This is a genomic window from Streptomyces sp. NPDC005492 (genome assembly GCF_040605995.1).
GTDB lineage: Bacteria > Actinomycetota > Actinomycetes > Streptomycetales > Streptomycetaceae > Streptomyces.
This window is the reverse complement of the sequence record NZ_JBEXDX010000005.1, coordinates 12,880-33,765: the sequence shown is the minus strand read 5'-3', so window position 1 is coordinate 33,765 and position 20,886 is coordinate 12,880. Positions and strand designations below refer to the sequence as shown.

The 20,886-nt window shown below is 71.7% G+C and carries 19 protein-coding genes; 14 read left to right on the top strand and 5 right to left on the bottom strand.

Annotated elements, in window-relative coordinates; genetic code table 11:
* The first annotated feature begins 152 nt into the window (after positions 1-152).
* The 4 genes from ABZT04_RS09020 to ABZT04_RS09005 are packed head-to-tail and all read left to right on the top strand — an operon-like array spanning position 153 to position 4,485.
* Positions 153-692, top strand: a complete 540-nt coding sequence (locus ABZT04_RS09020) for a toxin (RefSeq protein ID WP_356054658.1) — start codon at positions 153-155, stop codon at positions 690-692.
* On the top strand, positions 689-1,873 hold the full coding sequence (locus ABZT04_RS09015) for an MAB_1171c family putative transporter (protein ID WP_356054656.1): 1,185 nt from the start codon (positions 689-691) through the stop codon (positions 1,871-1,873). The genes ABZT04_RS09020 and ABZT04_RS09015 overlap by 4 nt, the downstream gene beginning before the upstream one ends.
* Positions 1,870-3,045, top strand: a complete 1,176-nt coding sequence (locus tag ABZT04_RS09010) for an MAB_1171c family putative transporter (protein WP_356054653.1) — start codon at positions 1,870-1,872, stop codon at positions 3,043-3,045. Before ABZT04_RS09015 ends, ABZT04_RS09010 begins: the two co-directional genes overlap by 4 nt.
* 48 nt (positions 3,046-3,093) lie before the next feature.
* Positions 3,094-4,485, top strand: a complete 1,392-nt coding sequence (locus tag ABZT04_RS09005; RefSeq protein ID WP_356054651.1) for an FAD-dependent monooxygenase — start codon at positions 3,094-3,096, stop codon at positions 4,483-4,485.
* A 55-nt stretch (positions 4,486-4,540) separates the two neighbouring features.
* Here ABZT04_RS09005 and ABZT04_RS09000 read toward each other — a convergent pair whose 3' ends face one another.
* The 4 genes from ABZT04_RS09000 to ABZT04_RS08985 all read right to left on the bottom strand — a co-directional run bounded on the left by ABZT04_RS09000 (position 4,541) and on the right by ABZT04_RS08985 (position 7,672).
* Entirely contained in the window at positions 4,541-5,383 is an 843-nt protein-coding gene (locus ABZT04_RS09000) for an SMP-30/gluconolactonase/LRE family protein (RefSeq protein WP_356054649.1), read from the bottom strand.
* The gene (locus tag ABZT04_RS08995) at positions 5,380-6,153 is read right to left on the bottom strand and encodes an IclR family transcriptional regulator (RefSeq protein WP_355914272.1); all 774 of its coding nucleotides are present in this window, start codon (positions 6,151-6,153) and stop codon (positions 5,380-5,382) included. The genes ABZT04_RS09000 and ABZT04_RS08995 overlap by 4 nt, the downstream gene beginning before the upstream one ends.
* Before the next feature lie 120 nt (positions 6,154-6,273).
* The gene (locus tag ABZT04_RS08990; RefSeq protein WP_356054646.1) at positions 6,274-7,515 is read right to left on the bottom strand and encodes a helix-turn-helix domain-containing protein; all 1,242 of its coding nucleotides are present in this window, start codon (positions 7,513-7,515) and stop codon (positions 6,274-6,276) included.
* Between the two features lie 4 nt (positions 7,516-7,519).
* Entirely contained in the window at positions 7,520-7,672 is a 153-nt protein-coding gene (locus ABZT04_RS08985; RefSeq protein WP_199827545.1) for a hypothetical protein, read from the bottom strand.
* A gap of 163 nt (positions 7,673-7,835) precedes the next feature.
* Between ABZT04_RS08985 and ABZT04_RS08980 the strand changes: the two genes are divergently transcribed.
* The 10 genes from ABZT04_RS08980 (at position 7,836) to ABZT04_RS08935 (ending at position 19,878) form a co-directional block, all read left to right on the top strand.
* The gene (locus ABZT04_RS08980) at positions 7,836-8,813 is read left to right on the top strand and encodes a DUF3068 domain-containing protein (RefSeq protein WP_356054644.1); all 978 of its coding nucleotides are present in this window, start codon (positions 7,836-7,838) and stop codon (positions 8,811-8,813) included.
* Positions 8,814-8,985: 172 nt separating this feature from the next.
* Positions 8,986-10,173, top strand: a complete 1,188-nt coding sequence (locus ABZT04_RS08975; RefSeq protein ID WP_356054642.1) for a glycosyltransferase family 4 protein — start codon at positions 8,986-8,988, stop codon at positions 10,171-10,173.
* Entirely contained in the window at positions 10,170-10,904 is a 735-nt protein-coding gene (locus tag ABZT04_RS08970) for a class I SAM-dependent methyltransferase (RefSeq protein WP_356054640.1), read from the top strand. The genes ABZT04_RS08975 and ABZT04_RS08970 overlap by 4 nt, the downstream gene beginning before the upstream one ends.
* On the top strand, positions 10,901-15,280 hold the full coding sequence (locus ABZT04_RS08965) for an alpha-(1->3)-arabinofuranosyltransferase (protein WP_356055155.1): 4,380 nt from the start codon (positions 10,901-10,903) through the stop codon (positions 15,278-15,280). The genes ABZT04_RS08970 and ABZT04_RS08965 overlap by 4 nt, the downstream gene beginning before the upstream one ends.
* A complete protein-coding gene (locus tag ABZT04_RS08960; RefSeq protein ID WP_356054638.1) occupies positions 15,277-16,608 on the top strand; it encodes a condensation protein in 1,332 nt (443 codons plus the stop codon). Before ABZT04_RS08965 ends, ABZT04_RS08960 begins: the two co-directional genes overlap by 4 nt.
* Complete coding sequence (locus ABZT04_RS08955) at positions 16,605-17,333, top strand: class I SAM-dependent methyltransferase (protein ID WP_356054636.1); 729 nt, start codon at positions 16,605-16,607, stop codon at positions 17,331-17,333. Before ABZT04_RS08960 ends, ABZT04_RS08955 begins: the two co-directional genes overlap by 4 nt.
* A 23-nt stretch (positions 17,334-17,356) precedes the next feature.
* Complete coding sequence (locus ABZT04_RS08950) at positions 17,357-18,262, top strand: hypothetical protein (protein WP_356055153.1); 906 nt, start codon at positions 17,357-17,359, stop codon at positions 18,260-18,262.
* A complete protein-coding gene (locus ABZT04_RS08945) occupies positions 18,259-18,468 on the top strand; it encodes a Trm112 family protein (protein WP_355914250.1) in 210 nt (69 codons plus the stop codon). The genes ABZT04_RS08950 and ABZT04_RS08945 overlap by 4 nt, the downstream gene beginning before the upstream one ends.
* Positions 18,465-19,400: an FkbM family methyltransferase gene (locus ABZT04_RS08940; protein ID WP_356054633.1), complete on the top strand. Its 936-nt coding sequence runs from the start codon at positions 18,465-18,467 to the stop codon at positions 19,398-19,400. Before ABZT04_RS08945 ends, ABZT04_RS08940 begins: the two co-directional genes overlap by 4 nt.
* On the top strand, positions 19,357-19,878 hold the full coding sequence (locus ABZT04_RS08935; RefSeq protein WP_356054631.1) for a hypothetical protein: 522 nt from the start codon (positions 19,357-19,359) through the stop codon (positions 19,876-19,878). The genes ABZT04_RS08940 and ABZT04_RS08935 overlap by 44 nt, the downstream gene beginning before the upstream one ends.
* Here the strand turns inward: ABZT04_RS08935 and ABZT04_RS08930 are convergent.
* Positions 19,868-20,740, bottom strand: coding sequence for a hypothetical protein (locus ABZT04_RS08930; protein WP_356054629.1), 873 nt, complete (start codon positions 20,738-20,740; stop codon positions 19,868-19,870). The two genes, ABZT04_RS08935 and ABZT04_RS08930, sit on opposite strands and share 11 nt — an antisense overlap.
* Between the last annotated feature and the right edge of the window lie 146 nt (positions 20,741-20,886).

Here is a 20,886-nt window from a genome sequence, read left to right as displayed (position 1 = left end):
GGTCCCACAACGGCCATCGGACGACATGACGTCGACAGTTGGGGGCGCGTAACCTCGGACCGCCCGGGCCGGTTCGGCGGAAGCGGCCGGATCCTGCTCTCGCGGCGACGGTGAGGTGGCTGAGTCGGCGTATGTCCTGGCATATTGCAGCGGTGCGCACGAAGAAGGAGATGCGGCGGTTCGCCGGTACTCTCATCGACCCCATGCGCGTCCCGGTCCCCGCCGACCCCGAGGCCCTCTTCGACGCGCTGGTCGCCTCCGTCGTCCGCTGGCGGGGACGTGATGTCGTCGTCCGCCGCGAGGTGTTCCCGCCGCACACCGCGAGCGGCCTGTGGCTGGAGGGCGACACCTACGACGTCATCGTCATCGACCAACGGGCCGCCGCCTGGCACCAGATCGTGATCTTCTGCCACGAGGTGTGGCACATGCACCAGCGCGACGCCCACCCCCTCCCCTCGGCGGCCGGCGACGGCAGCCCACGGCCCGTCGCCGCGCGCACCGACTTCAGCCTCGCCGACGAGCAGGAGGCCGACAGGTTCGGCATGTTGATGAGCGGACGGCTGCGCCCCTGGCTGGAGGCCGCGGCCGTGACGGACCCCGCGCACGCCCCCGCCGAGGCCGACTACGGGACGCAGCAGGATGTCGCCGGGCGCATCGGTGCCGCCCTCAACTACCGCGGGACCAGAAAATGAGCGGCCTGATCAACTACCTGAGCTGCGGCCTGCTGTGGCTCGGCATGCTGGTCAAGGCCCCGGATCTGATACGCCACTGGCGCGACCCCTATCTCCGTGTCATCTGTGTGCTCCTCGGCCTGGCCGGCGCCTGCTTCTTCATCGGGGCGCCGCCCACCGTCGGCGCCATCAACCACCTCAGCGGCGTCCCGAACCTCGCCGCGCCGCTGACGTACGCGTCGATCACCGCGTACAGCGCGTCCTCCCAGGTCCTGATCGTCTACTGGCGGGGCGGCCCGCACGTCCACCGCACCGCCCGCCGCTGGATCGTGGCCTACGCCCTCGTCCTGGTCGGCATCGCCGTGATGTTCGCGCTCGGCCACACCCCCGTGGAGCGCCGCACCGACTTCGACACCTACTACGCGACCACGCCGTTCACCGCCGAGATGATCGTGCTGTACCTGGCCGGGCATCTCGCCGCCGTCAGCGTCACCACGGTGTCCTCGCTGCGCTGGGCCCGGCAGGTGCACGGCTGGCTCCGCGCCGGGCTGGTCACCCTCGGCGTCGGCTCGCTGTTCGGCGCCGGGTACAGCGTGACCAAGTTCGCGGCGGTGATCGCGCGGTGGTGCGGACGGGACTGGACGAAGCTCGGTACGACCGTCTCCCCGGCCGCCGCCGGACTGGGCGCGGTCCTGATCGTCGTCGGCGTACTGATCCCGCTGGGCGGCCCCCGGCTGACCGAGCGGCGGCGGGCCCGGCGGACGTACGCCCGGCTCGAACCGCTGGAACACGAGCTGGACGAACTCCTCACCCGCCGTGCGCTACGGCTGCCCCGGCCGCGCTGGGCCTCCCCCGCGACCCGGCTGGTGTGGCGGCAGACGAGCATCCACAACGCGCTCGGTCACCTGGACGCGTTCTTCGACCGGGCCCTGTACGAGCGGACGCTGGAGGCCGCGGCGCGCGGCACGGGCGGGGCGGAGCGGGCCGAGGCGACGGCGTGGGCGGCGGTCGTCGCCGCGGCCGTGTCCGAGGAGCGCGACAGCGACCCGCACCTCGCGCCGGTCCTCGCACCGGACCGGCTCCCGGACCCGGCCCCCGGTACCGCCCTCCTGGTGCACATCGCCGACGCGCTGACCCGGTCCCCGCTCGTCGCGGCCGCCCGAGTCCACGCGGGCACGACGGAAGGGAGCACCCGGGCATGAGCCTCATGGTGTATCTCGCCGCCGCCGTCTTCATGCTGTCCTGCACGGTCCTGCTGCGCCACCCCCTGAGCCTCCCGCGCGACCCGCTGACGGTGTCCACCTGCGCGGCGATCGTCCTCGGCTCCCTGGTCCTGGTCTGCTCGGCGCCGCTGACCCTGGGAGCGGTCAACGACCTCACCGGCATCCCCAACTTCGGCGCCCCGCTGACCTACGGCATGCTCTCCGCCTACAGTTGCTCGCTGCTCGTGCTGCTGATCCACTGGCGGGGCGGCTCCCCCGCCCGGATCCGCCGCATGGTGCTGCGCAGCATGGCCGCCTACGGCGCGCTGATCGTCGCCATCGTGGTGCTGTTCACGCTGGCCGACCCGAGCACCGAGCGGCTCACCGACCTCGACACGTACTACGCCAACACGCCCTATATGCGCGAGATGATCGTGCTCTACCTTCTGGGACACAGCGCGGCCACCCTGGCGATGTGCACGGTGTGCGTGACCTGGGCCCGGGAGGTCACCGGGCTGCTGCGGACCGGGCTGCAACTCATCCTGGTCGGCACGCTGTTGGACGTGGTCGGCTTCCAGCTCGTCAAGTACACGGCGGTGGTGGCCCGTTGGACCGGGCACGACCTGGACTTCCTGTCCACCGGTATCGCCCCGCCGATGGCCTCGCTGGCCGCGCTGACCTGTTCCGCGGGGTTCGCCATGCCGAGGCTGCTGCCGGCCGCCCGCGCGCACTGGCGTGACCTGGGCGCCCTGCGCGGGCTGGGCCCGTTGTGGTCGGAGGTCCGCTTCGCGTCCATCGCCCCGAAGCCGCCCAGCGCGCTCTGGCAGCTTCCCCGGATGCGGCTGCACTGGCGTGAAGTGTCCATACATGACGGCCTGTTGGCCCTCGCCCCCTACTTCGACGACCGGGTCCGCGAGCGGACCCGTGACGCCGCCCTGCACGAGGGCCGCTCCGCGCACGAGGCCCGGGTCGCGGCCGAGGCGGCGATGGTGGCCGACGCCGCCCGCCGCGCCGCCGCCCGCGAGGAGCCCTTCGGCACGCCGAGCACCTACCGCCTCTACGCCACGGAGGTCTCCGACACCGGCGGGCTGGTCGAGTTGGCGCGGGCACTCGCCCGGTCGCGCCTCCCCGCGGCCGTACCGCAGAGTACGGTGAAGGCCACCCCCCGTTGATCCACCGGTGCTGAACACCCGTGTTTCCTGGCTGACTTGAGGAGCCCCATGCCGCGGAGAGCTGTCGTCGTCGGTGCCGGACTGGCCGGCCTGCTGGCCGCCGCCGCCCTGTCCGTCCACACGGACGAGGTGATCGTGCTGGACCGGGACGAGCTGCCCGAGGGGCCGGAGCACCGCAAGGGGCTCCCGCAGGGACGCCACGCCCATCTGCTGATGTCCGGCGGCCTGGCCGCGATGGAGGACCTCGTGCCCGGCGCGAGCATGCGCGAGCGGCTGCTCGCCGCGGGCGCCCACGAGATATCCCTCAGCTCGGGCATGCTGGCGCTGACCCCCGAGGGCTGGCTGCGCCGCTGGCGGCACGAGGGCCCCCGGATGCTGACGTGCAGCCGGGCGCTGCTGGACTGGGTGGTGCGCGAGGCCGTACTCGCCGGGACGAAGACGGAGATCCGCCGGGCGCAGGGCCTGGAACTCCTCGGCGACGCCCACCGGGTGACCGGGGTCCTCATCTCAACGGACGCCGGGAGGAAGGAACTTGACGCCGACTTCGTGGTCGACGCGAGCGGCCGCGGCTCCCGGGTGGTGCGCTGGCTGGATGCGCTCGGGGTGACCGGGGTCGAGGAGCGGATCGTCGACTCGGGCCTCGTCAACGCGACCCGGATCTACCAACGCCCCGAAGGCGCCCAGCACTTCCCCCTCACCATCCTCCAGGCCGACCCGTACGCGAAGCGGCCCGGCCGCGCCGGCATGGTCCTGCCCATCGAGGGCGACCGCTGGATGGTCAGCCTCGCCGGCACGCGCGGCGCCGAACCGCCCGCCGACCCGGACGGCTTCCTCCAGTACATCCGCGACCTGCCCGACCCGATCCTCGGTCGTCTGGTCTCCGGCGCGGAACCCCTGACCGACGTGCACACCAGCCGCAGCACCCAGAACGTCCGCCGCTATCTGGAGAAGGTCCGGGACTGGCCCGACCGCCTGGTCGTCCTCGGCGACGCGCTCGCCACCTTCAACCCGGCCTACGGACAAGGCATGTCGGTGGCGGCACTAGGCGCACAGGTCCTCTCCCGCGAACTGGAGACCGAGGGCTTCACCGCCCCCGGCCTGGCCGCGAAGGTGCAGCGCGGGGTGGCGGGACCGGTGGAGGGCGCCTGGGCGATGGCGGTCGGCCAGGACATCTGGTACCCCGAGACCAGGGGCCCTGAGCCGACCGGCGCCGACCGTCTGATCACCCGCTACTCCCGCCGCCTCCTGAAGACGGCGACGGGCTCCTACCCTGCGGCGGCAGCCCTGGCGTCGGTCACCAGCATGGAGGCGAACGCGTCCACCCTGATGCGCCCCGGCACACTGCTGGCGGCCGCCAACGGCCCACTCCTACCGCCCCTTTCGGGGCCGCCGTTGACACGGGCGGAGAGAGAAACCCTGGCCGGCCTGGAGCGTTGTTAGGGGCGCGGGGAACTGCGCGGCCAGCCTCCACCGGCCTGCGCCCCAAAACCCACCCTCACCCGGCAAAGGCAGCCTGCGCCAACCCCTTCCCCGCCCCCGGGACAACAAGCAACGACCCAGCCACAGGATGCGGCGCCTCCAACCCCACCCGAGCGGTCGTCACATACAGGTCGGTCAGATCCACCCCGCCGAACGCACACGCGGTGACCAACGGCACAGGCATCGGAATCACCCGCTCCAACTCCCCGTCCGGCGAATACCTCCGCACCGCACCCCCACCCCACAACGCCACCCACACACACCCATCGGCATCAACGGTCAACCCGTCCGGAGACCCCGCACCGGACTCGATCTCCGCGAACCGGCGCCGGTGGGTCACCCGCCCGTCCGCGTACGCGAAGACGTCGATCCGGCGGGTGGGCGAGTCGACGTAGTACATGAGCCGCCCGTCCGGACTCCACCCCGTGCCGTTGCTCACCGCCACGTCGTCCAGAATCAACTCCACCGAGCCGTCCCCGGTGACCCGGGACAGCGTGCCGCCGCAGGGCGCCTCGTCGTAGCGCATCGTGCCCGCCCACAGCGCGCCGTCGGGCGCCACGGCCGCGTCGTTCGCGCGTCGGCCGGGCACGGGCTCGCGGTGCAGCCACCGGAAGGCACCGTCGACGTCGACGAGTCCGATGCCGTCCCGGAGATTGAGGACCAACCCCCCGCCGACTCGGGGCTTGGCCGCGCCGACGTGCTGTTCGGTCACCCGGACCGTGCGGGCGCCGGACGCGGGGTCGTACGTGTGCACCCGGGAGCCGAGGACGTCGATCCAGATCAGCCGTCCGGCCGCCGCGTCCCACGTCGGCCCCTCGCCGAGGGTCGCCTCGGTCCGTACCGCCACTTCGTACGTCATCCCACACTCCGGTGTCCGAGTCGCTCCGACAGCTCGGCGGCGCCCTTCGCTGCGAGCTGTTCCAGTTCTACCCGGCGCTCGTCGCTCCAGCGGATCATCGGGACGGAGATGGAGAGCGCGGCGACGACCTGGCCGGTGCGGTCCCGGACCGGGGCCGCGACGCAGGAGACGTCGGGGTTGGACTCGCGGTTCTCGACCGCGATCCCGCGCTGCCGGATCTCCGCGAGGGCCGCGCGCAGGGCGTCCGGCTCGACGATGCTGTTCGGCGTCATCGCGGCCAGCGACGCGTCGACGGGAATGCGGGAGGTCAGCTCCGGCTCCGGGAGGGAGGCCAGGAGCATCTTGCCCACGGAGGTGCAGTGGGCGGGCAGCCGACGGCCGGCCGCCGACACCATGCGCACCGCGTGCGTGGAGTCGACCTTGGCGATGTAGATGACGTCGGTGCCTTCGAGGATGGCCACATGCACGGTCTCGTCACAGGTCTCGGCGACGGACCGGGCGACCTGCTGGCCCTCGGCGGCGAGGTCGAGCTGCTCGGCGTATCGGCTCCCGAGCTGGTACGGACGGACACCGAGCCGGTAACGTCCGGGTTGTCCGGGCACGGGCACGATGTACGAGCGGGCCGAGAGCGTGGTGACCAGTTCGTGCACGGTGGTGCGCGGCAGTTGCAGCTTGCGCACGATGTCGGGGGCGGAGAGCGTCCCGTCCCCGTCGAGGAAGAGCTCGAGAATGTCGAGAGCCCGGGTCACGGCAGGTACGAGGCGTCCCACAACCGGCCCCCTTCTAGGTGTCTGTGGATGGCTGTGTTCGAAATTTCAACTGGCGATCGGGATAACGAACACAGGCTAGCCATAGCGGGGTGCACGGGCAATGGTCGGGTGAGCGCTCGACTACCGGCCGGCGCTCGGATCGCCCAGTTCGCCGCGCAACCGCTTGGCCCGCAGCACGAGTTCGAGCTCGAAGCGCCGGTCGGGATCGTCGATCTCGTCGCCCCAGAGTTCACGGATCTGACGCAGCCGGTAACGCACGGTCTGCGGGTGCACACCGAGTCTGGCGGCCACCTCCGGCGCCCCGCCCCGCGTCTCCAGCCAGGCCAGTAACGTTTCGGCGAGCCGCCGCCCGTGCGTCGGCCCGCAGAGCTCCAGCGGGGCCAGAATCCGCAGCGCGAGATCGTCGATCAGCTCCTCGGGCTGGAGCAGGACCAGCGCCTCGGTGTGCTCGGTGCAGTACAGAACACCGCCCGCCGGCAGCAGCCCCCGCTCCATCAGTCCTACGGCAGCCTCGGCCCAGCGCGCCGACTTCGCCGCGTCGGCCAGCGGCACCGGGGGCCCGATCGCGCCGGACCAGCCGGTCAGCGCCCGGTGCAGCAGTTCGGGGCGGCCGCCCGCGTCCGGTTCGGGGACGACCATGCGGGGCAGCTCGTACTCCATGTCGAGCAGCACCTCCTGCCCCACGGCCGGGGCGACCGCCTCGGGGGCGGGCCGCAGCAGGACGCCGACGGAGACCTTCTCGGGCAGCGGCCAGCCGATGCGGGCGGCGCGTTCGGCGAGGGCCTCGGCCGGGTCGCCGCGGTGGTGCTCGGCGAGCAGCAGCTCCATGAGCCGCCGCTGGAGCCGCAGCCGCTCGCCCGCCTGCCGGGCGGCGGCCTCCGCGTAGCCGCGCACGGACTGGTCGACCAGGCCGTCGAGGTACTCGTAGCCCGCGTCGACCAGTTCGTACATCGCGGGCGGCGGGATCTCGACACGCTGGCCGATCTCGGCGAACCGCCGCCAGGCGAGCCGTACGCCCATCCGGTAGATCGCCTGGAGCGAGTCGAGGCTACGGCCGTGCAGGCCCTCGCCGCGCCCGAACTCCTGGAAGACGCCGGGCGGTACGGTCGGGCGGCCCTCGGCGGTCTCCAGGTGCTGGACGAAGACCTCGATGGCGCGGCGGATCCCGACCAGGGCCATGGGTTCGCCCGAGTCGTCGAGGACCAGGGGCAGTTGAGGGTGCTCACGGCGGATCTCGCGCAGGATCTCCTCGGCGAGCGCGGGCGCCTCGGCCATGGCGATCGCGGCGAACTCGCGCACCTGGAGCCGGGGCACGTCGAACCACGCCGAGCGCTGGGTCACGGTCGCCGGTCGAGCGGCCACGGGATCAACTCCCCTGGCCTGCTTGCTCGTACGTGATCAGCGGGGTGTTCGGCTGGTCGGGCCTGGCGTCGAGCAGCGCGACGATGCCGAACGCGGCACCCACGGCGAGGGCGGCGGCCAGGGCCATGGTGAGCGCGGCGGCGAGCAGTCTGGACATCGCAGGGTCGGCCTCTCTGTCCGGAGGTTCTGTCCCGAGGTGGTCCCGCCCCTGCCCGTCGGCCCCAGTGTCGGCAGACATTGACACTCCGTCAAGGGGCGCCTACGGTTCCCGGCCCAAGGGCCGGCCGAACTCCGTCACCACATCCCACTGGAGTGTCCGGATGCGCCGTACAGCCTCTCCATTTTCCTTGATCCTGCTGGGACTTGGCACGTTTCTGCTGGTCCTGGCGCCGATGCTGGCGTGGTACGTCGAGCCGCGGGCCGCCGTGACCCCGATCGACATCGACACCACCGCGGTCTACCGGGGCATCGGAAGCTACTTCGACACCGGCGAGTTGAAGACCGTCGACGACAAGCGGATCACCGTCACCCAGCAGGTGCGGGGCGATGTCGCGGACAGCGAGAAGAGCGGGGACGCGGTGTGGGACGTGACCACGACCGTCGACACCGACAAGTCGCTGCCGGCCGCCGATCCGCACGACGCGCTGGAGTTCTTCCCCAACCGGTGGGTCACGGACCGTAGGACGAACAAGCCCGTGCACTGCTGTCACGAGAACCCGTACTTCGAGGGCGACGCCTATCTGAAGTTCCCGTTCGACGTGCGGAAACAGCCGTACCAGTGGTGGGACAACTCCCTCGGCGACACGGTGACTCTGCGTTACTCGGGCACCAAGAAGGTGCAGGGCTACTCGGGTTATGTCTTCAAGGGCACGGTCCCGCCCACGAAGATCGGCACCCGGCTGGTCCCCGGCAGCCTCGTCGACCAGCCCAAATCCCCCCAGATTCTGGCCGAGGAGTGGTACTCCAACCACGGCATCGAGCTGGTCGTCGACCAGCGCACCGGCCGGGTGATCTACGCCCGGACCGGGCCCCGGCGCACCCTGCGCGCCCCCGGTCACGCCTACGACGCGGTGCTGCTCCTGGACGCCGACAAGCTCGCCTTCACCACCGCCACCCAGCGGGAGCAGGTGAAACTGGCGAAGCGGGAGAGCGGTCAACTGAGGCTGGTGGGACAGTCGTTGCCCATCGGTGCCGCTGTGGCCGGAAGCGTCCTGGCCGTGCTCGGCGGCGTTCTGGTCCTCCGTGGGCGGCGTCGCCCGGAATCGCCCGCTTCATCCGAGTATCCGCCCACGATGTGACGTGACGTCAGTTCTAATAACCCCGGAAATTGTCATGCGGGTGAGTAGCCGTCAGGAACGCCGGGGCGAAAACTGTCCACCCCACCCGAGCACAGCCCGCCCACAGAACCCCCCACCGAGCCCGCCCTTCACCCCCACAGATTTCCGCACCCCGAGACGAGTTGGAGCACCCATGCCCCAGCACGTGCCCTACTCTCCCCCGCCCTCGAATCCACTCGGGCGGGGGGATCCCCATCGCCCCCCGTATCCGCAGGTCGCGCTGCATCCCCCGGCGCTCGTGCCGCAGCCGCGCCGCATCGTCTTCCTCGCCCACCGGGACCTCGACAACCCCTCGGCCGGCGGCTCCGAACTCCTCGTGGACAGACTGGCCGACGGCCTGACCGGACTCGGTCACCAGGTCACCCTGCTGTGCGGCGGCCCCGCCTCCTACCGCGACTACAGAGTCGTGTCGGCGGGCGGCGCCTACGGCCACTTCCTGCGCGCCCGTACGGCCTTCACCCGGCGGATCGGCGACTGCGACCTGCTGGTCGAGGTGTGCAACGGCATGCCCTACTTCGCTCCGGTCTGGCACCACGGCCCGACCCTGCGCCTGGTCAACCATGTCCACACGGACCTGTGGACGATGCGGTTCAGCGGCCCGATGGCCCCGGCCGCGAGAATCGGACGCCGCCTCGAACACTGGGCGCTGACCGGTGTGCGGCAACAGAGCCTGCTGGTCGCGGTCTCCCCCTCGACCGCCCACGCGCTGCGCGGCATCGGCGTCGAACGGGACCGCATCCGGGTCGTCCACAACGGGGTCGAGGAGCCGGGCCCCCGCGCCGACCGCTCCACCGAGCCGCTCTTCGTGGCGGTGGGACGGCTCGTCGAGTACAAGCGGATCGATCTGCTGCTGCGGCTGTGGGAGCGGGTACGCCCGGTCACCGGCGGCCGACTCCTGATCGTCGGCGACGGCCCCGAGCGCGAGCGCCTTGAGCGACTCGCCGGGCCCGGTGTGGAGTTCACCGGCCATGTCCCGGAGGCGCGGAAACACGAACTGCTCTGCGCCGCCTGGCTGTTGCTGCACCCCTCCGCGCTGGAGGGCTGGGGCCTGGTGGTGACGGAGGCGGCGGCCCGCGAGACCCCGACGATCGCCTTCGACGTACCCGGACTACGCGACTCGGTCGTGGACGGCGAGACGGGTGTGCTGGCCCGCGGGGAGTCCTCCTTCGCGGCGGCCTGGTGCACCTTGGCCCTGTCCGGGCATCGCCGCGAGGCCATGGGCAAGGCGGCGCGTGACCGGGCGGCCCGCTACCGCTGGCACCGGACTGTCAGACAGTTCCGAGCGGTCGCCGCCGAGGCGGTGAGGAGCTGGGCCCCGTGACCGGGCTCAAGGACCCCTCGATACGCAGGTCGCTGGCCCTCTTCCGAGCCTTCCTGCACGAACAGGACGACCCCGAGTCCTGCTACTCGCTCCTGGCGACCGACGCCGTCAACCAGGTCGAGGCCTACCACGGCCCGGTCGTCGGCCGGACCGTCGTCGATGTCGGCGGCGGCAGCGGCTACTTCACCGAGGAGTTCCGGCGGCGCGGCGCCCACGCCTACCTCTTCGAGCCGGACACAAGGGAGTTGGGGCAGAAACCGCCCGCCGGAACGGTCATCGCGGACGGCTATCTCCTCCCCCTCTCCGACGGGGTCGCCGATGTGACCTTCTCCTCCAACGTCCTTGAGCACGTGGCCGATCCGCAGACATTCCTCAGCGAGCTGGCGCGGGTGACCAGACCCGGCGGACTGATCTACGTGTCGTTCACCAACTGGCTGTCCCCGTGGGGCGGTCACGAGTGGGCGCCCTGGCACTATCTCGGCGCCGAACGGGCCCGCGCCCGCTACCGGCGACGTACCGGCAGGGCCGCCAAACACACCCTCGGCGAGAACCTGTTCGCCGTGCACATCGGCACCACCCTGCGGCAGGTCCGCGCCCGCGACGACGTCACGGTCGTAGCGGCGCGCTCCCGCTACTGGCCCTTCCTGGACCGAGCCGTCGTCAAGGCGCCCGGGATAAGGGAGTTGGCCACCTGGAACCTCCTCCTCATCCTCCGGCGGTGTCCACCATGACGGCGACCACGGTCCAGGCACCGCCCCCGGCGGCCGACCCCACCACCACGCCCCTGACGGGGCCCCCGGAGGGCCCGAGGTCGTGGCGCTGGCTACTGGGGTTCTGGGCCGTGATGTTCGTGCTGTTCCTCGCCGTGCACCCGGGCCGCCAGACCTTCGACACCAAGCTCGGCGTCACCGTGGACCCCGGCCAATTCCTCTCGGATCTGGGCCAGTTGTGGCACGACCGGGGTTCCTTCGGCGGTATCCAGGACCAGTACGCCGGCTACCTGTGGCCGATGCTCCCCTTCTACTGGCTGGCCCACGCCGTGCATCTGCCGGTGTGGCTGGCGGAACGCCTCTGGCTGTCGCTGATCGTCTCGGTCGCCTTCTGGGGCGCGCTGCGCCTGGCCGAACGGCTGCGCGTCGGCAGCCCCGCCTCCCGCCTTCTCGGTGCCGTGACCTACGCGCTGTGGCCGGTGTTCACGATCGTCGTGGGCTCCACCTCGGCCGCCGCACTCCCCGGCGCCTTCCTCCCCTGGGTCCTGCTGCCGCTCACCAACGAGCGCTACACGGCCCGGGTCGCGGCCCTCCGCTCGGCGCTGATCGTCCCCTTCATGGGCGGAGTCAACGCGGCGGCGACCCTCGCGTCCCTGTTCCCGGTCGGCCTCTACCTCCTCTCCCGTACACCCGGACCACGGCAGCGCAAGCTGATCGCCTGGTGGGTGCCCGGGGTGATCCTGGCGACGGCGTGGTGGTGGATCCCGCTGCTGATGCTCGGCGTCTACGGCGAGAACTTCCTTCCGTACGTGGAGACTTCACAGACGACGACCGACACCATGTCCGCGACGGAGGGCCTGCGCGGAGCCGGCGACTGGGTCGCCTATCTGCACCTGGGCGAGGCCTGGATACCGGCCGGCTGGACCGTCGCCTCCTCGGTGCTCGTGATCGTCTGCTCGGCCCTGGCGGCCGGGCTGGGCCTCGCCGGACTGGCCCGCCGGGACATGCCGGAGCGGCGCTGGCTGGTACTGATCGCGGTGTCGGTCTCGCTGATCCTGTTCGCCGGCTACGGCGGCGCGTTCGGGGCGCCGTTCCACGGTCTGGTGCAGGACTGGCTGAACGGCCCGCTCGTCCCCTTCCGCAACATCTACAAGTTCCAGGCGGGCCTCGCCCTCGCCCTCGTGCTGGGCCTGACCCACCTGGTGGGTGTGGCCGCCGAGCCACACGGAGCCCGCCGGGTCAGGGGCCGCCGGCTGGTCCCGCTGATCGCGGTGATCCTCGTCCTGCCCGGCCTGGCCTGGCCGTACCTCAACGGGTCGATCCTGAACCCGGGTTCGTTCCAGCAGCTCCCGAAGTACTGGCAGTCCACGGCGGACTGGCTGCACAAGTACTCCCCCGACTCCCGCGCCCTGGTCGTCCCGGCGACCGCGCACGGCATCTACACCTGGGGCTCCCCCATCGACGAACCCCTCGACGTCCTCGCCGACTCCCGCTGGGCGGAACGGGACTACGTCCCGATGGGCACCGCCGGCAACCGGCGCGCGATGGACGCGGTCGAGCAGGCACTGGACAGCGGCGGCGAAGTCCCGGGCCTGGCCGACTACTTGAGCCGGGCGGGCGTCTACTACGTCGTCGTCCGCAACGACCTCGACCCGGACCAGATCGGCTACGTCCCGTCCACCACCGTCAAACGCACCCTCGAACAGTCCGGCTACCAGCGGGTGACCGGCCTCGGCCCGGTCATGACCGGCGGCCGGATCGCGAACGACACCCCGCTCCAGGTCGAGGGCCTGTACCCGCGCCAGCGCGCGGTGGAGATCTACGAGCCGACGAGCAAGGACGTCCTACGCCCCGGCCAGGCGGGCCTGACTCCGGTGGCCGACACGGCGGTGCTCTCCGGCGGCCCCGAGTCCCTGCTCCCCCTCGCGACCGAACTCCGGGGCAGAGCAACGGTGTTGACGGGCGACAACCACCCGGGCCTCGGCTCCGCTCCGCTCCAGATCGTCGGCGACGGACTGCGCCGCGCGGACACCCGCTTCGGCCTGGTCGACGCCAACACCTCGTACACGTACACCCCCGACGAACGCAACGCGCCGGACGCGGTCCAGGACGCGGGCGAGAAACCGAAGCAGATCCTGCCGACGGAGGGCATCGCCCACCAGACGGTGGCCCAGTTGCGCGGAGCCCGCTCGGTGACCGCGTCCTCCAGCGGCAACTGGCTGTTCCAACTCCCCCAGTACGACCCGGTGAACGCCTTCGACGGCGACCCCGGCACCGCGTGGGCGGAGGGCGCGGCGGGCTCGGCGAACGGGCAGTGGCTGCGCATCGGCTTCGCAGGCGGGTCCTACGACATGCCGAGTTCCTTCAAGGTCACCCCGCTCCCCCAGGAGAGCGTGCGGGCGGCGGCCACGGAGGTACGGGTGCAGACGGCGAGGGGAACGGCGACCAGCTACCTCCAGCCGAACGGCACGACCCAGACCGTCAAGGCCCCACCGGGCGACACGAGTTGGATGAAACTGACGATCGTCGACTCGGTGGCCCGCCGTACCGGACTCACCGGCGCGGGCTTCTCCGAGATCACCCTGCCGCACGTCCAGGTCACCCGGCTCCTCAAGCTCCCCACCGACGCCAACGACTCCGACGCGGCCGCCGAGATCATCGCCCTGCACCGCACGGCCGACCCGACCGGCCTCTCCCCCACCGGCACGGAGGCGGGCCTGCACCGCACGTTCTCGACGTCGACGGCGGGAACGTACGAGATGAAGGCGAGCGCGGTGGCGATCCCCGGCGAGCAACTCGACAAGCTCCTCTACGAGGTGGCCCCCGGCCAGCAGCATCGCATCACGGCGACGGCGGACTCCACGGCCGCGCTGGGGGCCGGCCTCTCGGCCCGCAATCTCACGGACGGAGACCTGACGACGGGCTGGGTGGCGGGCGACCGCCCGACGATCCACCTCTCCTGGACCGGTAAACAGGCGGTGGGCGAAGTGGTGTTGGCGGCGGCAGGCGGTCTGTCGACGCGTCCGACCGAGGTCGACATCACCTCACCCGACGGCTCGACGATCGCCGGCGTGGACGAGAACGGCGTGGTCCGCTTCGACCCCATCACCACGGACCACCTCGACATCACGATCACGAAGACCGCCCCGCTCACCCTCCACAACCCGGTGGCGGACGAGAACCTCCAACTCCCGGTGGGCCTGACCGAGGCATACATCCCGGCCCTCGACCAGTACCGCACCCCCCAACCGGACCCCACCCGCACCTTCACGCTGCCCTGCGGAAAGGGCCCGGTGGTTTCGGTGGACGGCGAGTTGTACCGGACGAGCGTGACGGGAACGGTGAGGGACCTGGCCGAGCGCCGAGGCGTTGAGGTGACCCTCTGTCAGGAAGGCAAAGGCGACCCGGCATTGGAGCTGACGTCGGGAACGCACCGGGTGGAGGCCGGGGACGCGGGCCCCCTGCAACTCACGGACATCACGCTGACCCGAGGCACAGTCACCGAACCCACCACCGTGACCCGCAAGTTGACGATCCAGGACTGGCTGGGCGACCGCCGAGAGGTGGAGGTGGGCGCGGGCGCGGCTTCCTACCTCACCACCTACGAGAACTACAACGACGGCTGGAAAGCCACCCTGAACGGCAAGGAGTTGTCACCGGTCCGCCTCGACGGCTGGCAACAGGGCTGGCGCGTCCCCGCGGGCGCGGGCGGCACGATCAAGCTCTCCTACACCCCGGCGACGACCTACGAGGCCGGCCTCATCGGCAGCGGAGCGGCCCTGGCCGTCCTCCTGGCCCTGGTGATCTGGCGCCGCCACGAACCCAACCCCGACGAGCTGCAACCGCCCCCACCACCGCCGGGACTGTGGCTGGGCACGGTGGCGCTGACACTGGTCGGCGCGGTGATCGCGGGCTGGCTCGCCCTCCTGGTCCCGGCCCTGGCACTGCTGGCCTACCGCCGCCACGCACTACTGGTACCGATCGCGTTCACAGCATTGGCGGGCGCGGGGATCGTGGCGGCGACGGGCGCGGGCACCCCGGTGAGCGAAGGCGAGGGCGCCTTCAGCCACGCGGCTCAACTCCTGGCACTGATCGGTCTGTTCGCGGGCTTGGTGAGCGTGAGGGAGTGGCAGGACCCGGATCCAGACGTTCCGGACTTGCCTCGCCGGGAGCGAGGCACAAGCGCGATGGGCGAAAGGCCCGTGGCACCGGAGTCCGGCCCCACGATCTCCGCACGGGGCCCAGAGGCGCGGGGCCATGACGCAAACGGCTCCGCCGCGCGGGCACGCCCAGCCCACGGCAACGACCCAACACCGCCCAACGCCAACTCCCTAGGGGCGCGGGGAACTGCGCAACAACCCCCCACCCAACCGCACCCAAGGACCGAAACCCAATGACCGCCCTAGCCCACCCCGCGCAACCCCACAGCCCCGCCCGCCGCCGCATCCCTTTTCCCACAGTCGACGAAATAGCCCGCCACTGCCACCAGTCCACCGAGCCGGAAACAGTCCACATAGAGGTCCACCTCCCAGGCCCGCTCAACCCGGGACGACTCCGCTCAGCCTTCGCAGAAGCCCTGCACCACCACCCCCGCATCCTCATGCGCGAGGCCCCCGGCCCCTGGTACCGCCGCCGCTACGAATGGGAGCTGACCGAGTCCCCGGACGTGGAGGTGGTGACCTTCCCACCCCCGACCCAGGACGCCCTGAAACAAGCCCGCACCCGCGCCCTGGACCAGACCCCGCCCCTCACCGCCTCCCCACCCATCCGCCTCGAAGCGATCAGCCTCCCCCACGACACATCCCCCGGCACCGGAACGGTCCTGGTCCTCACCGTCAACCACACCGCCCTCGACGGCCCCGCCTGCCTCCGCATCCTCGCCACCGCGGCGGAGCTGTACAGCGGTCACGCCAACGCCCCGACCGCTCCACCGACCCGCCCCCCGGACCCACCGGAACCCCCCACCGACACCCCCTCCGTATGGACTCCGCCCGCCCGAGTGGCCCCCGGCACCCCGGACCACTCCCCCGGCGGCAACGGCATGGCCCTCGCCGAACTCCCCGTCCCGCACCGCCCCAAGGGGTCCCCGTACACGGTGAACGACCAACTCATGGTCACGACGGCCCTGATGATCGCCCGCTGGAACCGCGAACACGGCCAGCGCCCCCGCCCGATGCGCATCACGATGCCCGTGGACGACCGCTCCCGAGGCACGGACATGCCCATAGGCAACGGCACCCGACTGGTCGAAGTCACCTTCTCCCCCGAGGAGTTGGCCAACGCCGCCGCCCCCGACCACCGCATGGGCGAACTCCTCCACCGCACAGCGACCCGAACCCGCGCCCTCAAGTCCCTCCCCCGCCCCCAACTCGGCCACGGCGCAGCCCTGTTGACCGCCCCCCTCGTCCCCGTGGCCTGGCGCGCCACCCTCACCCGGGGTCTGCGCAGGGCGGCCGCGCCCTGGACCTCGACGACACTCCTGAGCAACATCGGCCGTATCCCGTACCCCCTGGACTTCGGCGACACCGCCGGCCGCGCGCACGCCGTGTGGTTCTCGGCCCCGGCCCGTATGCCGCGCGGCCTCACCGTGACGACCGCGTCCACCGCCGGACGGCTCCACGTGGCCCTGCGCTGGTCCCGCACCCTCCTCGGCCCCGGCGACGGCGCCCACCTCCGCGACCTGTTCGAGCACTATCTGCACACGACGGAGGAGCACCAGGCATGACGACCACCGCCCCGCACCAGTCCGGCCTCCGCGACTTCTACGAGAACCCCGCCGTGCCGGTCGCCTCGGGCCCCTCCCGCACCCTCCGCCAGGCCCGCGCCCTGGCCGCCGCGCTGGGCCCGGCCACCGGGGGTCCCCGTACCGTCCTCGACATCGGCTGCGGCGACGGCAGCGCGGCCGCCACCGCCGCGCCCCTCCTCACCGGGCACCGGATCGTCGGCGTCGACTGGTCCCAGGACGCCCTCACCCGCGCCCGCACCCACCTGCCGTATGCCGTCCGCGGTGAACTCACCGCGCTGCCGCTGCGGTCGGCCGTCGCGGACGCCGTGCTGTTCAGCGAGGTGGTCGAGCATCTCGTCGACCCGGACACGGCCCTCGCGGAGATCCGTCGGGTGCTGCGTCCGGGAGGCCATCTCATGCTGTCCACACCGAACTTGGCCGCCTGGTACAACCGCGCTCTGCTGCTCGCCGGTGTGCAGCCGGTGTTCTCGGAGGTGAGCCTGCGCGCGATCCACGGCCGCCCGGGAAAGGAGGTCGTAGGACATCTGCGGCTCTACACCCCGCGCGCGCTGCGGGAGTTCGTGGCGGCGGCCGGCTTCACGGTCGTAGGACTCAAAGGCGCTCCCTTCCACGGGGTGCCGCGACCGCTGCGCGCGCTGGACCGACTGGCCTGTGCCAGACCGCAGTTGGCGTCGATCCTGTTGCTGCACGCGCGGAAGACGTAGGGGCGCGGCCCGTGTGGTGGGGAGTGGCGGCGGCCCTGGTGGCGAACGTGCTGTACAGCACCGGATTCGTGCTGGAGAAAAGGGCGTTGGCGGCCCTGCCCGAGGTGACGGTCCGTCAACCATGGCGGCTGCTGCGGCTGGTGCTGGGCAGTCCGTTGTGGATCGGGGGGTCGCTGGCGCTCGCGGCCGGGTTCGGTGCGCAACTCGCCGTGTACCGGACGCTGCCGATCGCCGCCGCGCAGGGCATCTTCGTGTCGGGGCTGGTCCTGCTGGTGCTGCTGTCCGCGCGCATGCTCGGCGAGGAGACCACCGGCCGCGAACGGTACGCGCTGGGCGCGATCCTCGTCGCGCTGCTGATGGTGGTGCTGTCACTGAAGGAGGGCTCGGACCATGTGAGCCGCGCCGCGCCCTATCCGCTGATCCTGCTGGTGTGCGTGCCCTCGCTGGCGGCCGGCGTCTGGCTGTACCGGTCGACCGAGCGCAGCGCGGCCCACCGGCACCGGCTGCCCACCACGGGTGTCGAATACGGCGTCGCGGTGGGGCTGTTGTACGGGGTCAGCTCGCTCGCCATCAAAGGGGTGTCGAGCTATCTGACCACAAGTGACCTGGGCGGGGCGGTGGTTGGCCTGCTGCGGTCCCCGTACCCGTATCTCCTGCTCTGCACGGGCGCGTTGGGGCTGGTCATGTCGCAGGCGGCGCTGCAACGCTGCCGGGCCTCGCTGATCGTGCCGGTCTGTACGACGGTGACCAGCCTGTTCACGGCGGTGCTCGGCACGCTCTCGTTCGGCGAGGCCCTGCCGCACGATCCGGTGCGGCTGGCTCTGCGGATCGGGGGCACCGTACTGGCGGTCGCCGTCCTGCTGACCATGCCGAAGCACGACAACGCGCCTCAACCTCCGGTCGAGGCGAAGGAGTTGACGCCCCCATGAACCCGGACGACCCGCTGCTGAAGATCCTGGCCTGCCCGCTCGACAAGGGCCCGCTGCATCTGCTGCCCACCGGCGCCCTGTACAACCCGCGTCTGCGCCGCCGCTATCCGGTCGTCGACGGCATCCCGCAACTGCTGCCCTCCTCCGGAGAGCAAGTGACCGACGACGACGAACACGAGGAACTCCTCAAACGGATGGCACCATGACCCCCGCGCCCCGCATCCCCACGCCCCGCACCCTCACCGCCCGCCTCGCACCCCTCCTCCCCACCCGTCTGGTCGCCGCCACCGCCCGCGCCGTCTACCCCCGCTTCGAACCCGAACTGGCCCGCCTGGGCGACCTGTTGCCGCCCGACTGCGGTACGGCGGTCGACGTGGGCGGCTGGTACGGCCCCTGGACGTACCGCCTGTGGAGACACGCGCGTCGGGTGGTGACCGTCGAACCGGTCCCCCATCTGGCGCGGCTGCTCGCCTCGGCCGCCCCGGCGAACGCGAGCGTCGTCCCGGCCGCCGCCTCCGACCGCCCCGGCACGGCCCGCCTGTGGCTGCCGCCGGACGACGAGGGCGACCGGGGCGTGTCCTCGCTGGTCCGCCGGGACATCCACGCCCGCGCCCTGCACGTGCCCTGCGTCACCCTCGACGGCCTGGGCCTCAAGGAGGTCGACTTCATCAAGATCGACGTGGACGGCAACGAACTTGCCGTCCTGCACGGCGCGACCGGCCTCCTGACCCGCGACCGCCCCGCGCTCTTCGTCGAACTGGAGTCGCGCATCCAGCCGATCGCCCCTGTGGTGACCTACCTGTCCCTGCTCGGCTACGAGGGCTGGGTTCTGCCGGACACAACCTGGGTGAGACTGTCGGCCTTCCCCCTGGAGGAGCACCAGGCCCGGACCTCGTACGTCGTCTCCCAGGGCCTGCTGCGCCGCGTCCTGCCCTTCGCGCGCGGTCCGCGGTACGTCAACTCGGTCCTGTTCCTCCCCGACGGCCGACGCCCGGGTGTCAGTGGCGTGCGCGACGATGGATCGCATGCCCGAAGCGAAACGCCCCGCGACCCCGTTCAGCCCCCTCGACTTCCAACTCGTCCTGCTGCGCCGCATGGCGGACCACAATCCGGACCTGGTCGAGGACGCCCGTCATGAGCTGGGCGTCTCGATCGCCGACATGCGCGAGGCCAACAAGCGTTGGCAGGCCATGCTGCACTCCCCGCGCGGGAGGGCCGCCGCCTCCCGGTACCGCTCGATCCTGGGCACCCCCGAGTCGACGGTGAACCGGAAGATCGGCGATCTGGAGTGCGAGGCCCGGCAGTGGCCGGTCCCGCTCTGGCCCGACCTCCGCTTCGAGGTGCTCACCGCTCCGAACGGCGTGGTGTGGAACGAATGGCTGGTCCGCGCCCCGGGCGCGGAGGCCCCTCCCCTCCACACCCTCGACGACCTGACCCCCTGGTCCTGCACGGTCGACGAGGCGGCCCGCGCCTTCGCCCCCGCCCGCCCCCTGGAGGGCACGGCCCCCACCCGCTGGGGCCTCGCCTTCACCGCGCCGGACGCCCGGGGCGTACGACACCGGTGCGCGGCCGAGTTCACCTGGGGGCTGCTCCAGCGGACGGCGGTCAGCGAGTAGCGGCCCCCACGATCGCCTCGACGACGACCGCGAGCGACCCCGGATGCAGATCGAGGAAGAGGTTCGGCTCGACGAGTTCCAGTTCCATCACACACGGCTCCCCGTCGGGCCCGTCCACGAGGTCCACGCGGGCGTACAGCAACTCCGGCGCGTCCGGTACGGCGGCCAACGCCCGCTCGGCGACGGAGAGTTCGGCCGCCGTCGCGGTCCACGGTTCGAGGTCGGGGTGGGACACCTTGTCGTCGTCGTAGGCCGTGCCCCGCGCCAGCACCGCCCCCTTGCGCGAGGCGTGCACATGACGCCCCCCGAAGAACAGCAGCGCCCGCTCCCCGGTGACGTCCACGTTCGTCAGATACGGCTGCACCATCGCGGTGAACCCCTCCGCGTGCATCCGCTCCAACTGCCGTACGGCCGTCTCGTGTTCGTCGGGCGTGTAGCGGGCGGCGAAGCGCGCGCCCGCGCCGGACGTCGGCTTGACCACGTACTCGTGGTCGTCGGGGAGGTCGACCGGGTCGTCGGCGGCGAGATAGCGGGTCGGTACGACGGGCACGCCGGCCGCCGCGAGCTCGCCGAGGTAGCGCTTGTCGGTGTTCCACCGCACGACCTGCACCGGGTTCGCGAGCCGCGTCGCCTTGCCGACCCGCTCCGCCCAGGCCACGAATTCGGCGGCCCGCCAGCTGTAGTCCCAGGTCGACCGGATGACCACGAGGTCGTAGGCGCCCCAGTCGGTCCCCTCGTCGTCCCACGGCACGGCGACGGCCTCGGCGCCGGCCGCGCGCAAGGCCTCCACCAGTACCGGAAGGTCACGGTCCTTGCTGGGCTTGGGTCCGGGGTCGTAGGTGGCGAGCGCGATGCGGGGCACGGGGATCTCCCTCGTCGTACGGACTACGGACTACGGACAGATCCGCAGGCTAACCGGCCGCCCCGCAACCACGGCAACCGGATCCGCGCCCTCCTCGCCTGTGTGGTGGCGGACGTGGTGTAGGAACGGGGGTGTCCCCGAGGTCT